Source organism: Deinococcus radiopugnans ATCC 19172 (genome assembly GCF_006335125.1).
GTDB lineage: Bacteria > Deinococcota > Deinococci > Deinococcales > Deinococcaceae > Deinococcus > Deinococcus radiopugnans.
In genome coordinates this window covers 1-12,455 of the sequence record NZ_VDMO01000033.1, presented here as the reverse complement: position 1 = coordinate 12,455, position 12,455 = coordinate 1, and the positions used below count along the sequence as shown (strand labels likewise).

The following is a 12,455-nucleotide window of genomic DNA, read 5'->3' as shown; positions in this document are numbered from 1 at the left end:
CGGGCATCATCAACGGGTGTTTGCGTGAAACGGGTGTTTGCGTGACTGGACGCTCCAGATGAGGCACCCGGCCTATCCGAGGATTCTGCATGTCATTACCCATCTGGACATGGGTGGTGCCGAGAACGTGGCCATTTCTCTGGCCGAGAAACTATATACCGAGTTCAACTTCTCCTTTTTTGCTGTGGGAGGAATCGCCGACAATCCGGTGGGACAGGCGATGGCCCGGCGGCTGGAGCGGCTGGCGATTCCGGTGCACAGCGGCACCGCACTGGACTTCAAGAAGGGCGGGGCCGTGCAGGCCGGCCTGAAACTGCGTCAGCTGATCTGGCAGACGCGGCCCGAGGTGGTGCACCTGCACACCGAGATTCCGGAAACGATCTTTGCCGTCGCCTCGGGGCTGGGGCTGCCGCGCGACCTGCAGGTGCTGCGTACCGTTCACAACTCCAAATTATGGCCAGCCTGGGGCGCCATTGGCCGCATGGTTGAAGGGCGGCTGCGTGCGGCTCAGGCGATGTCGGTGGGCGTGTCGGCGGCCTGCCTGCAGGGGTTGTGGGAGTTTCAGGCTGCCCACCGGCTGCCATTGACCCCAAAAGCCATGACCCAGGTGGTTTACAACGGCGTTCTGACCGGAGATCCACGGGGACCTATCGAGCGCACCCTATCGGCAGACCGCCCAGTGCGGGTGCTGTTCGCGGGGCGTCTGGAACCGCAGAAGGGGGTGGACCTGTTGCCTGAGCTGCTGACTGCGGCCTCGGCCCTGACCACCCGCCCGGTCGAGGTCACGCTGCTGGGGCGCGGCGCGCTGGAGGGCAGCCTGCGCCAGTGGATCAGCACCCACACCTTGCCGTGGACCGTCACGCTGGCCGAGCCGGTGGCCAATCTGGCCGAACACCTGCACGAATATGACGTGATGCTGGTGCCCTCCCGTTTCGAGGGGCTCTGCCTGGTGGCCATTGAGGCGTTGATGGCCGGGATGCCGGTGGTGGCCACGCGGGTCCGGGGCCTCAGTGAGATCTTTCCCGCGGGTTATCCCCTGCTGTGCGATTCCGAGGACGTGCCGGGCCTGGCCCGGACCCTGGCGGATGCGGTGGAAGATCATGCCCACTACGCGGACGTCGTGGCGACCTACCACGCGGAGATCGTCGAGCGGTTCGGCGTCGCCCGCATGGCGCAGGAATACCGCCGCGTGTATCTGGCCGCCCTGCAGCCCACGGCCCTGGAGCCGATAGAATGAGGGTGCTGGCGGTGCACAACTTCTATCAGCAGGCGGGCGGCGAGGACGTGGTGTTCCGCGCTGAGACGGCCCTGTTGCGCCGTCACGGTCACGATGTCGAGACGTTCACGGTCAGCAACGATGCTCTCGGGCAGACCCCGCGTCTTCAGGCTGCGGCCCAGACCCTCTGGAATGCCCGGATGGGCCGGCAGATCGAGGGTTTGGCTCGCGAGCACGGCGCCGAGATCGTGCATTTCCACAACACCTTTCCGCTGCTCTCGCCCGCCGTGTACCGCGGCGCGAGGACGGCTGGGGCCGCCGTGGTGCAGACCCTGCACAACTTCCGCCTGCTGTGCGCCAACGGCCTGTTCTTCCGGGACCATCACGTGTGCGAGGACTGTCTGGGCCACCTGCCCCTGAGCGCGGTGCGCCACCGCTGCTACCGCGACAGCCGCAGCGCCTCGGCGGTGGTGGCGGCCATGCAGACGGTCCACCACGCCGCCGGGACCTACCGCAGTGATGTGGACGCATATATCGCCCTGACCGAGTTTGCCCGTGACAAGTTCATTGCGGGCGGGCTGCCGGCCGGGCGCATCGCGGTCAAGCCCAATTTCCTGGAGGCCAGTCCCGGTCCTGGGGCTGGCGACGGGGGGTATGCGCTGTTTGTGGGCCGCCTGTCGCCAGAAAAGGGAGTGGAGACGCTGCTGCGTGCGTGGGCAGACCTGGGCGGGACCGTGCCGCTGAAAATCCTGGGGGATGGTCCACTGGCCCCCCAGGTGGAGCAGGCTGCACACCAGTTGCCCGGCGTGAGCTGGCTGGGTCAGCGAGACCGGGCGGAGGTGCTGAGGCTGATGCAGGACGCGGCTTTTCTGGTGATGCCCTCGGAATGGTACGAGGGTTTTCCCATGACGCTGGTCGAGGCGTGGGGGGTGGGCCTTCCCGTGATCGGCAGTCGGCTGGGGGCGCTGGGGGCGTTGATTGAGCCGGGCCGGAATGGCCTGCTGTTTCAGCCTGGAGACGCCGCCGATCTGGCCACCCAGGCCCTGTGGCTGTGGGACCACCCGCAGGAGCGCGGGCAGATGCGCCTGCACGCCCACCAGACCTTTGAAGCGTCGTATACGCCCGAGCGCAACCATGAGCATTTGATGGCCATTTATGCGGCGGCACGGGAACACTCCGCTCAGGGCCGTTCGGTGCTGCCCAAGGGATAAGCGCGCCTCATTGGGGGATAGTTTCTCCTCTTCCGCTTGCCTGACCAGGAATGTTCAGCGGGGCCGAGGGGGCGGTTCTTCGCTGCACAGCCGGAGCGTCCTGTCCTCAGCAACCCTGCCGCCCTTTTCTTTGGCTCCGGTTCGGCCAGGCGGAGCTGTGTCCTCAACATGAGGGTGTGCCCCTTGATGAACATCTTCTAATCCACACTCCGACTATCCTTCATGCATGGTTTTTTCATCTGAGCCGATAGGCCCGGTGGTTCGCGTCGGTTACGGCGAGGACGCCCACCGACTGGCGGCCGGTCATTCCCTGATTCTAGGAGGCATTGCTGTACCGGACGCTGCGCTGGGGACCGTGGCCCACAGTGACGGCGACGCCGTGCTGCACGCGGTGGCAGACGCGCTGCTCTCAGGGGTGGCGCTGGGTGATATCGGCGACTATTTTCCCGACACCGATCCGCTGTGGGCTGGGCTGGATTCACGCGCGATCCTGGGGCGGGTGCTGGAACTGGTCCGCGAGCGCGGATATACCCCGGTCAACATTGCCCTGGTGGTGACGATGGACAAGCCCCGGCTGGGGCCGCTGCGCGCCCAGATTGCCCGCAACGTGGCCGCCCTGCTGGGCCTGAGTGAAAGCGAGGTGGGGGTCAGCTTCAAGACCTCCGAGGGGCTGGCCCCGGCCCATGTTCAGACGCGCGTGACCGCGCTGCTCACGCAGTTGCAGGACTGAGTGACGCCGCTGCTGCACGTCGTGCTGTACGAGCCGGAAAAGGCCGGGAACGTGGGCAACGTGGCCCGCACCTGCGCCGTGCTGGGCGCAGAGTTGCACCTGATCCGGCCCTTCGGCTTCCACCTGCACGACCGCGAGTTCCGCCGGGCGGTGATGGACTACTTGGAAGGCGTGACGCTGCACGAACACGTCAACTGGACGGCGTTTCAGGATGGGCTGGAGCCTACGGCCCGCGTGTTTGCCTTCTCCACCCACGCCACCACGCTGCACACGCGGGCAGGCTTCCGGCGTGGCGATTACCTGTTGTTCGGCCCGGAATCGCGCGGGCTGCCCGTCTGGCTGCGGGAGGGTTTGACGGCCCTGAAGCTGCCGCAACCGGGCACGGGCCGCAGCCTGAATCTGGCGGTGGCGGCGGGCGCGGCGGCCTTCGAGGCGGGACGGCAGATCGAGGGCTGGTAGAGCCGGAAACTAGGCAAGTTCTGGTGCCGCCAGCCCCATATTGCTCCAGGCGGGCGCAGTCAGCAGACGCCACAGGGGGAGGCTAGGCCAGATTAATGATTTCGATGGCTGTCGAATCTTGTAAGATCGTTTCGATGAAAGCCGAAATAACGTCGCAGCAGGCCCAGATGAACGCGGCCTTTCGCCAGATGATTGCTCCCGTGTGGACCCATGCTGAGCGTGACGTGCGGGTGGCACAGGTGGAGGGCGACAGAGCAGCAAAAGCCAGAGCCCAGGCCCGGCTGGAAACGCTGAAGACAGCCAGTGAAATCTACGCTGCTGCACACTTCCGTGCTTACGGAGATCGCCCCTGGCCTTACGGCGAGGTGTTGTGACCACGGATCTGACTGTCCGCGCCGCCTTCTTCCGTGCACTGTCACATCCAGCGCGGCTGACGCTGCTGCGCCTGACCTGGAACGAAGCGCTGGGTGGTGAGAAACTGGCCGCACTGACCGGGCTGGCCTCGGCCACGGTCAGTCATCATCTGGCCCAGTTGTCCGAGGCTGGGCTGATGACGGCCCGGCAGGACGGTCATCAACGCCTGCACCGTGCCAACAGCACGGCGCTGAACGCCACTCTGGTCGAGCTGATTGGGGGTGAAGTGCCGTTGCCTGCTGCCGACGATCCCTATCGCGTCCGGGTATTGCGGGCCTTCATCAAGGATGGCAAATTGACCCGTATACCGGCCCAGCGCAAGAAACGCGACGTGGTTCTGCAAGAACTGGCTGGGTTGTTCGAGCCGGGCCGCCTCTACCCCGAACAACAGGTGAATGCTGTGCTGGGCGAGTGGCACGCGGACTTCTTTACGCTGCGGCGCGAACTGGTCGGACTGGACTTGCTGGCCCGCAAGGACGGGGTGTACTGGCGTGTCGAGGGTACACCTGAAGCCGCCAGCCCGTAGATTAGGCACATGACCTCTTCAACCGAAGCAGCCTTCCAGACCCAGCTTGCCCGCTACGCCGAATTGCTCGTCCGCACCGGCGTTAACCTGCCGCAGGGAGGCCGGGTGCAGGTCAACGCCCCTGTTGAGGCCGCCGAACTGGCCCGGCTGGTGGCGCGTGAGGCGTACCGGGCCGGGGCCAGCGACGTGCGCGTGGACTACAACGATCAGCACCTGGCCCTCGCGCTGTATGAGGCCGGCTCGGACGCGGCGGTGGAGTACCTCCCGGATTGGGTCTCGGAGGAGTCGCAGCACATGGTGGCCGATGGCTACGCGTTTATCAGCATCGTCGGCAGCGATCCCTCCCTGCTGGCGGGCGTCAACCCGCAGCGGGTGGCGCGGCGCAGCAAATTGCAGGCCGAGGCCGGACGCAAGGTCAGCGAGGCCATCGGCAGCTTTCAGGTCAACTGGACGGTGGCGGCGATGGCCACTCCGGCGTGGGCCGCCCGCGTGTACCCGGATCTGCCGGAGGCCGAGGCCGTCGCGCGCCTGTGGGCCGACATCTTCAAGGTCACGCGCGCCGATACCCCCGATCCGGTGGCGGCCTGGGACGCGCATCTGGCGCAGCTTCGGCGCCTGACCACGCTGCTGACCGAGAAGCAGTACCACGCCCTGCACCTCCACAGCGAACTGGGCACCGACCTGACCGTGGGGCTGGCCGACAACCACATCTGGCAGGGTGGGGGAGAGGCGGCGAAAAACGGCATCTACGGCGTGCCCAACCTGCCCACCGACGAGGTCTTCACTGCGCCGCACCGGGAGCGGGTGGACGGCGTGGCGGTGGCCTCCAAGGCACTCAGCGCGCGGGGGCAGCTGATCGAGGGCATCCGGGTGCGCTTCGAGAACGGCCGGGCGGTGGAGGTCAGCGCCGAGCGCGGCGAGGACACCCTGAAACAGCTGATCGGGACGGATGAGGGGGCCGCCCATCTGGGCGAGGTGGCGCTGGTGCCCGCCTCGGCCCCCGTGGCGCAGACTGGGACGCTGTTCCTGAATACCCTGTTCGACGAAAACGCGGCCAGCCACATCGCGCTGGGGCGCTGCTACCCCACCAACGTCGCGGGCGGCGAGGACGAGGAGGCCTTGCGTGCGGCGGGCGGCAACGACAGCCTGATCCACGTGGACTGGATGATCGGCACGCCAGGAACGGACGTGGACGGCCTCACGGCGGATGGCACACGCGAGCCGCTGATGCGTGGCGGCGAATGGGTGATCTGACGCGGCGGAAGGCAGCAGCGCAGGGTTCTGAAGCTTCGAGATTTGTCAAACTTACTTGACTTAAAGAATAGGGTGTCTTACCCTTGGTCAAGGAAGCATGACATTTCATTAAGGAGCATTCCCATGACTTTGTTGAGAACACCCCGCCCCCTGCTGCGCTGTCTGGCCCTGGCCGCGCTGACCTCCCAGTTGGCCGTGGCCCAGTCCGCCACCCTGCCCGCCGATCTTCAGGCGCGTTACGACACCCTGCGGCAGGCGTACCTGACGGGTGACCTTCAGACCCTCCGCTCGCTGTACGCGCCGGACGCGGCGCTGCTGGACGTGACCAATCAGGCCCTTACGCTGGAGGCGGTGCTGGCAGCCTCAAATCCAGAGGCCATGAAGGTCAGCAAGCTGGACATCCGTGTTCAGGACGTGTCGCTGGACGGCGAGGAAGCCACCGTGGTGAACCGTCAGGACATGGATGCGACGGTTTTTGCGGGCGGCCTGTCGCAGGCGTTCCAGGCAACGGCGCTGGCCGAGGACACGTGGCGCAAGGTCAGCGGTCAGTGGCTGATCACGGCTTCGCGCGTGCTGGAAAGCGAAACGCGGGTGGCCGGGCAGGTGATCCGGCAGGTGGCCCCGCCGCTGCTGACGGACGCGCAACTGGCCGAACGCCGCGCGGCGCTGCTGACGGTGGCCCGCCCGATCCGTTCGGTGGCTGCGGGCGCGCAGGACGGCGATTTCGCGTGGCTGGCCGAACTGGCGCGCGGCGCACGGCTGATCGGCGCGGGCGAGGGCAGCCACGGCACCGCCGAGCACTTTCAGCTCAAGGATCGGCTGTTCCGCAAACTGGTCCGGAATCACGGGTTCACGGTCTTCGCTATCGAGGCCGACTTCGACGACGGCTACGAGGTGGACCGCTTCGTGCGCGGCGAGGGGCCGAACGATCCGGACGCCGCCACCCGCGCCTTCGACTTCTGGACGTGGCAGACGCAGGAGGTGCGCGATCTGCTGTCCTGGATGCGGGGGTACAACGCCACGCGCGGCGAGAAGCCGGAACTGCGCGTGGTGGGCATCGACATGCAAGACCCCTTCGGGAGCCTGACGCTGCTTGGGCGCCTGGCCCCCCAGAATGACCGGGTCAGGGCGGCGCTGGCCCCCCTGCTGGCCCTCCCGGCCCCCACATGGTTCACGCTGAACGAACGGCCCGCCGCGCAGCAGGCTGAGATCCGCGCCCAGATCACCGCCCTGCAGCAGGCGGTGGCCGCGTTGCCGCAGGACACCCCTGACCGCGCGGTGCTGCTGCATCTGGCCGAGACGGTGCGGCAGGGCGCCACCATGCTGGCCGTGCCCAGCAGCGACTCTGGCCGCACCAACCTGATCCGCGACGCCGCCATGTTCGGCAACACCCGCACGGCGCTGGACACTCTCTTTCCGGGGCAGAAGGCCATGCTGTGGGCGCACAACTTCCACATTGCCAAGGTGCCGGCGCAGGGCCAGCCCTACGTCAACCTGGGCCAGCACCTGGCACGGGCGCTGGGCGAGGGCTACCGCACCGTGGGCTTTTCCTTCGGGGACGGCGAACTGCGCGCCGTTTCCGGTGACCCGGCGCAGCAATTGGGCGGCCCCCTGATCCTGAGTGCCGCGCCTGCGCCGCGCGACAGCCTCGACGCCCTGGTTGCCGGGGACGCCCCCGCCGCCTATCTGAACGTGGCGCAGGCCCTGCAGAGTTCGCTGCTGAGGGGCTGGCTCGCGCAGCCGGTTCGTGTGGCGGGCGTGGGGGCACTGTACACGCCGGGCCAGCCCACCGGAGCCAACGTCGTGTTGTCCCAGGCGTTCGACGGCTTGATCCTGGTGCCGCACGGCACGGCGGCCCGGCCCCTGTCCGGGAAGCCGTGAGCCGGCCGGAGGTGCGTGGGCGCGAACGCCCCACCCGGCGCGAAAGGCAGTGGACTCGCACCCGGCAGGCCGAACTGGCGTATCAGGTGGTGTTTAGTGCCGTGTTCCTCTCCGGCCTCTGGTTCAGGCCCTCCAGCGCCGTATTCTGGCTGTTCAGCGCCGCCGTTATGCTGGGCGGTTTTGCCATCTGGATCTGGCAATACCGCGCCCTGGACGAGCTGGGCCGAGCCCGCTTCGCCCTCAGCTGGATGGTCAGCGGGATGGTGCTCAGCTCCGGTGTGGCGCTGGTGTTCATGTGGACGCTGTACGACGCGCTCAGACGGGACGACTCGCTGCGCAACCTCCCTGGCCTGCCCTTCTGGCCGATGTACATCGTGCTGTGCGTGGGCCTGCTGACCATGTGGCTGACCAACCTCTACCTGCGCCGCCGGGACGAACGCGGGGGATGAAAAACCGCATCAAGGTGCTGCGGGCCGAGCACGATCTGACCCAGGCGCAACTGGCCGACAAGTTGGACGTGTCGCGTCAGACGGTCAACGCGCTGGAAACCGGCAAGTACGATCCCAGCCTGCCGCTGGCCTTCAAGCTGGCGAGGCTGTTCGGGCGGCACATTGAGGACATCTTTCTGGACGAGCCGGCCGAATGAGACGGATTCCGTTTGTAACGCGACAGACATCGGGACAGCTCCGATCTCTACACTCCACGTCTGGAACCCGTTTTCCTCATTCTCGCTGTCGTCGCGAACAGACGCCCATGCCTGGAACAGCCCGCAGGGAAGACGCTGCTCCTCTCGCTCGGATTTCCAGATGGTTCCAACACCCTTCAATCGGAGTCCGTATGAGGTCAGGTGAGGAGACTGTTTTCGCCCCTGCCTGGGCTGCCCCGCTACAATGCCCCCCATGTCTGACACCTACACCGCCGATGGATTTACCCAGGCCCCCGAACTGAGCGCCGAGCGCCAGACCAAGTTCTCCAGCACCCCCGAACTGGGCGAGGGCATCGAACCTGGCAAGCAGTACCGCGCCGTACTGGAAACCAGCAAGGGCCGCATCGTCGTGGAACTGTTTCCCGACGACGCGCCCGTGACCGTCAACAGCTTCGCTTACCTGCTGCGCCACCACTATTACGACGGCATCAAGTTTCACCGCGTGATCGACGGCTTCATGGCCCAGACCGGCGATCCCACCGGCACCGGCTCGGGCGGCCCCGGTTACAAGTTTGAGGACGAATTCGGTTCCTCGCACCGCCACAGCGGCAAGGGCGTGCTGAGCATGGCGAACGCCGGCCCTGGCACCAACGGCAGCCAGTTCTTTATCACCTTCACCGCCACCCCGCACCTTGACGGCCGCCATACCGTATTCGGCAAGGTGGTGGAAGGCACGGACGTGCTGGACAAGCTGACCCGCATCCAGCCCGGCATGCCCGGCACCCCCGACGTGATCGAGAGCGCCTACCTCGTCCAGAAGTAAGCCGCCAGAGGAGGGAGGCCCCAGCATTGCGTGTGCCGGGGCCTCCCTTTTTTTGGGGCGGCGTCTGTTCCAGTTGCCGCTGCACGGCGGGCGTTTCCTCCAGAAAGGTCATACGGATTCCGTTTGTTTCGTGTAGAAATCGGGAGAGCGCCGATTCCCACACTCCACGTCCTGAACCCGTTTTTCTCCTGCTCGCTCTGCTCGGATTCTCAGGTGTTTTCAACACCTTTCAATCAGAGTCCGTATCAGTTGTTGCAGCGCGAGCAGGGTGTCCACCAGCGGCGTCTGGACGCGGCGATCCACCCCAAAGACCATGCCCACCGCGAACAGCACCAGCACCACACCGAGGGATGGGGCCAACAAGTGCAGCGGCGCTGACTATTTGCGCCGCTTGAACGGATTCCAGCCCCCGCCCCGCGACTGCTCCGGTTTGGCCTCTGGCTGGGGGGCCGCGCTGCGCGGCTGCACCGGGCCGTGTCGACCCACCAGGGGGGCCCGGGCCACGTCCTGGGTCGGCGGCGTGGCCTCGGGATCCTCGTACACCTCGTCCTGCGGCGTCTCGCCCAAGTCGCTGAGCAGGGCGCGGCGAATCGCGTCGGCGCGCGGGCGCTCGCCGGGGCGTTTGGCCAGCGCCTGCTCGGCCAGCCGGGACACGGCCCGCGAGACCGCCGGGTTCAGGTGGCTCAGCGGCGGGGGAAAGCGGGTCATGTGCGCCACCATCAGTTCCTCGTAGGTGTTGCCCTGGTAGGGCCGCTCGCCGGACAACAGCTCGTACATCAGGATGCCCAGGCTGTACACGTCGCTGGCAGCGCTGCTGCTCTCGCCGTGGTAGATCTCCGGGGCCATGTAGTACGGGCTACCGCTGATCTGTCCGCCCTGTGCCACGAAATAGGTGTTGCCCAGATCGCCCAGCGCGGCGCGGCCAGTCTCGTCGACATAGATGTTGTGGGTCTTGAGATCCTGGTGGACCGCCCCCAGATGGTGCAGGTACGTCAGGGCCGAGGCCACGTCCGCCAGCAGCCGTATGGCGGCGCCGGGCGGCAGGGTCCGGCCAGGCAGCCGGGCCAGCTGCTCGTTCAGGGCGCCGTCCGGGTAGTAACGGATCGCCAGAAACGCCCCTGGCCCGAAGGCGGTGCCCGCATAGCCCTGAACCACGTGCGGGTGCCGGAACTGCAGGGTCAGCCGGACCTCGTTCCCGAACCGCTCCGCCGCCTCCTGTACGCGCAGGGTCTCCTCGTGCGGCAGCTTGAGGGCCACCTCGCGCCCACCCTGGTCCGTCGCCAGCCACACCAGCGATGTGTTGCCGCGGCCCAGGGTGCGGTGCAGGGTGTAGCCGGCAATGGTGCGCTTCAGGGGTTCAGTCATGGGACAGCTCTCAGGGCAGGGGGTCGATGCATGGTCAAAAGAAACGAGAAGGCAGGGCAGAGCCAGCGTGCGGGACAGGTTCAGGGGGAATCGGCCCCCATTAAACCATCCGCAGCCTGACCTGACCGTGACGGTGCCCGCCTCCCCGGCGGTTGTAACGGGATGTCTAAGATTCGGAGCCCCAGAGCGACAATTCAGCTGGGCTGCCCGGGACCACGAAGCGGCTCATCCAAGGCGCTACTCGTCGTCCGCGCTTTCCTCGGCCACGCGCTTGCCGGCCATCCATTCCAGCCCGGCCCACATCAGTTCATCCAGGTCGCCGTCCAGCACGTCGTCGGGATTGTGCTTCATAACGGCGGTGCGGTGGTCTTTGATGTACTGCTTGTCCAGCACGTAACTGCGGATCTGGCTGCCCCATTCGATCTTCTTCTGCTCGCCGCGCGCCTTGGCTTCCTCGGCCTCGCGCTTCTTGATCTCGATGTCGTACAGGCGCTGTTTCAGAATCTGCAGGGCGATGTCATGGTTCTTGATCTGGCTGCGCGTGACCTGTGAGGCCACCGCGATCCCGGTGGGCAAGTGGGTCAGCCGCACGGCGGAGTCGGTGGTGTTCACGCCCTGCCCACCCGCGCCCTGTGAGCGGAACACGTCGCGGCGCAGGTCGCTGTCGGGAATGTGGATATCAATTTCCTCTTCCGGCACCTCGGCCACCACGTCCACGGAGGCAAAGGAAGTGTGTCGGCGGTTGTTGCTGTCGAACGGCGAGACCCGCACCAGCCGGTGAACGCCGTGTTCCGGGGCCATCATTCCGTAGGCCTTGTCGCCCCGGATGATGAATTCCGAACTCAGCACTCCGGCCTGATCGCCGTCCTGCTGGTCCACGAGTTCCACCTTGTAGCCCCGGCGCTCGCCCCAGCGCATGAACATGCGCGAGAGCATTCCCGCCCAGTCCTGTGACTCGGTGCCGCCCGCGCCGCTCTTCACCCGCACGATCGCGGCGGTGTCGGCGTGCTTCATGGTGAACAGCGTCTCTCGGTACAATTCGTCCACCCGCGCGGCGATGCTCGCCTGCTCCTCGGCCAGCATCTCGCGTTCCTCGGCGTCGGCCATCTCCAGCATTTCCATCAGGCCCTGCGCGTCCGAGTTCAGCGCCGTGTATTCCTCCACGATGCGGCGCACGGTCCCGGCTTCCTGCGTGACCTTGCGGGCGCGGTCCGAATCGTTCCAGAGTTCAGGATCGCTCAGTTCGCGGTCCAGCTCGTTCAGGCGGCGCGTCTTGCCGGGAATGTCAAAGGTACTCCCGGAGCGACGCCAGTTTTTCCAACAGTTCTTGCATGTCCTGCATCAGCGTGCCTCCCTTCCGCGCCTCCCCGTTTGGTACGGAACGCGGGCATCTGCCAAAGAAAGAGTATAGGCGCGCTGAAAAAAAGGAGGGCGAGGCGGCTTTCAGTCGGCGTCTCGCTGGCCATGGTGAGGGAGATCAGCGGATCGTCTGTCGCCGCTGTGGGCCGTCGCCCTGATGACGGAGCCATCTGTCCTCCAGCTCCTTGTCTCTTCCATCGCCAGAATCAACGTTGAGGCCGCATCCGCTGGCCCTTCTGCCGAACGCCAATGAAAGGTCAGGTGGGGGGTGTTGACAGAACAGCGAATGGCCTGTATCTTTTCTGAGCCTCAAGCGAGGCGGGCAGCATGACAGAACAAGCAGTGCGAGAGCAGGAACGCTTCGACAGAGGCGTGTGAGCGGCTGTTTCCCCCCGGAAGCGGCTCCAGATTCACAAAATAGGGAAGTCCCTCGGGACTTCCAACGCAGACCAACTTCTTCTGGAAGTTGGCAGCCAAGCGCAAGCTTGGACCAAACACACTAACAATGCACCCTTTTGGGGTGTTTGCTAGACCATTTTATGGAGAGTTTGATCCTGGCTCAGGGTGAACG

Annotated in this window: 14 protein-coding genes; 11 read left to right on the top strand and 3 right to left on the bottom strand. The window is 66.1% G+C overall.

The features are described 5' to 3' along the window. Positions 1-58 precede the first annotated feature (58 nt). The 11 genes from FHR04_RS18815 to FHR04_RS18765 all read left to right on the top strand — a co-directional run bounded on the left by FHR04_RS18815 (position 59) and on the right by FHR04_RS18765 (position 9,160). Entirely contained in the window at positions 59-1,237 is a 1,179-nt protein-coding gene (locus tag FHR04_RS18815; RefSeq protein ID WP_139404743.1) for a glycosyltransferase family 4 protein, read from the top strand. After that, positions 1,234-2,427: a glycosyltransferase family 4 protein gene (locus FHR04_RS18810; protein ID WP_139404742.1), complete on the top strand. Its 1,194-nt coding sequence runs from the start codon at positions 1,234-1,236 to the stop codon at positions 2,425-2,427. Before FHR04_RS18815 ends, FHR04_RS18810 begins: the two co-directional genes overlap by 4 nt. 226 nt (positions 2,428-2,653) lie before the next feature. Then, the gene (ispF, locus tag FHR04_RS18805) at positions 2,654-3,157 is read left to right on the top strand and encodes a 2-C-methyl-D-erythritol 2,4-cyclodiphosphate synthase (RefSeq protein WP_139404741.1); all 504 of its coding nucleotides are present in this window, start codon (positions 2,654-2,656) and stop codon (positions 3,155-3,157) included. Then, the gene (locus tag FHR04_RS18800; RefSeq protein WP_139404740.1) at positions 3,158-3,616 is read left to right on the top strand and encodes a TrmH family RNA methyltransferase; all 459 of its coding nucleotides are present in this window, start codon (positions 3,158-3,160) and stop codon (positions 3,614-3,616) included. A 95-nt stretch (positions 3,617-3,711) separates the two neighbouring features. Next, positions 3,712-3,990, top strand: coding sequence for a hypothetical protein (locus FHR04_RS18795; RefSeq protein ID WP_139404739.1), 279 nt, complete (start codon positions 3,712-3,714; stop codon positions 3,988-3,990). Further along, complete coding sequence (locus FHR04_RS18790) at positions 3,987-4,556, top strand: metalloregulator ArsR/SmtB family transcription factor (RefSeq protein WP_170214027.1); 570 nt, start codon at positions 3,987-3,989, stop codon at positions 4,554-4,556. Before FHR04_RS18795 ends, FHR04_RS18790 begins: the two co-directional genes overlap by 4 nt. Positions 4,557-4,565: 9 nt before the next feature. Then, on the top strand, positions 4,566-5,810 hold the full coding sequence (locus FHR04_RS18785; protein ID WP_139404738.1) for an aminopeptidase: 1,245 nt from the start codon (positions 4,566-4,568) through the stop codon (positions 5,808-5,810). A gap of 123 nt (positions 5,811-5,933) precedes the next feature. Next, a complete protein-coding gene (locus FHR04_RS18780; RefSeq protein ID WP_139404737.1) occupies positions 5,934-7,691 on the top strand; it encodes an erythromycin esterase family protein in 1,758 nt (585 codons plus the stop codon). Further along, positions 7,688-8,140, top strand: a complete 453-nt coding sequence (locus tag FHR04_RS18775) for a hypothetical protein (RefSeq protein ID WP_039685824.1) — start codon at positions 7,688-7,690, stop codon at positions 8,138-8,140. Before FHR04_RS18780 ends, FHR04_RS18775 begins: the two co-directional genes overlap by 4 nt. Beyond that, the gene (locus FHR04_RS18770) at positions 8,137-8,337 is read left to right on the top strand and encodes a helix-turn-helix transcriptional regulator (RefSeq protein WP_039685822.1); all 201 of its coding nucleotides are present in this window, start codon (positions 8,137-8,139) and stop codon (positions 8,335-8,337) included. Before FHR04_RS18775 ends, FHR04_RS18770 begins: the two co-directional genes overlap by 4 nt. 253 nt (positions 8,338-8,590) lie before the next feature. Next, positions 8,591-9,160 carry a peptidylprolyl isomerase gene (locus FHR04_RS18765; protein WP_170214026.1) on the top strand — a complete coding sequence of 190 codons (570 nt, stop codon included), beginning with the start codon at positions 8,591-8,593 and terminating at the stop codon, positions 9,158-9,160. Between the two features lie 219 nt (positions 9,161-9,379). On the opposite strand, the gene FHR04_RS21090 is transcribed toward FHR04_RS18765, so the two are convergent. The 3 genes from FHR04_RS21090 to prfB form a co-directional block, all read right to left on the bottom strand. Then, entirely contained in the window at positions 9,380-9,520 is a 141-nt protein-coding gene (locus FHR04_RS21090) for a hypothetical protein (RefSeq protein ID WP_170214025.1), read from the bottom strand. 18 nt (positions 9,521-9,538) lie between these two features. Continuing rightward, positions 9,539-10,525, bottom strand: a complete 987-nt coding sequence (locus tag FHR04_RS18760) for a serine/threonine-protein kinase (protein ID WP_139404735.1) — start codon at positions 10,523-10,525, stop codon at positions 9,539-9,541. Between the two features lie 237 nt (positions 10,526-10,762). Further along, positions 10,763-11,858 (bottom strand): peptide chain release factor 2 gene (prfB, locus tag FHR04_RS18755; protein ID WP_139404752.1). Its coding sequence is split into 2 segments (ribosomal slippage): positions 10,763-11,812 and positions 11,814-11,858, totalling 1,095 coding nucleotides; the frame shifts between segments, so codons are not numbered across the junction. Positions 11,859-12,455: the final 597 nt, after the last annotated feature.

Coding starts and splice junctions, on each gene's coding strand:
- FHR04_RS18795 (WP_139404739.1), top strand. CDS start 3,712: ATGATTTCGATGGCTGTCGAATCTTGTAAGATCGTTTCGATGAAAGCC.
- FHR04_RS18815 (WP_139404743.1), top strand. CDS start 59: ATGAGGCACCCGGCCTATCCGAGGATTCTGCATGTCATTACCCATCTG.
- ispF (WP_139404741.1), top strand. CDS start 2,654: ATGGTTTTTTCATCTGAGCCGATAGGCCCGGTGGTTCGCGTCGGTTAC.
- FHR04_RS18780 (WP_139404737.1), top strand. CDS start 5,934: ATGACTTTGTTGAGAACACCCCGCCCCCTGCTGCGCTGTCTGGCCCTG.
- FHR04_RS18760 (WP_139404735.1), bottom strand. CDS start 10,525: ATGACTGAACCCCTGAAGCGCACCATTGCCGGCTACACCCTGCACCGC.
- FHR04_RS18765 (WP_170214026.1), top strand. CDS start 8,591: ATGTCTGACACCTACACCGCCGATGGATTTACCCAGGCCCCCGAACTG.
- FHR04_RS18810 (WP_139404742.1), top strand. CDS start 1,234: ATGAGGGTGCTGGCGGTGCACAACTTCTATCAGCAGGCGGGCGGCGAG.
- FHR04_RS18785 (WP_139404738.1), top strand. CDS start 4,566: ATGACCTCTTCAACCGAAGCAGCCTTCCAGACCCAGCTTGCCCGCTAC.
- FHR04_RS18770 (WP_039685822.1), top strand. CDS start 8,137: ATGAAAAACCGCATCAAGGTGCTGCGGGCCGAGCACGATCTGACCCAG.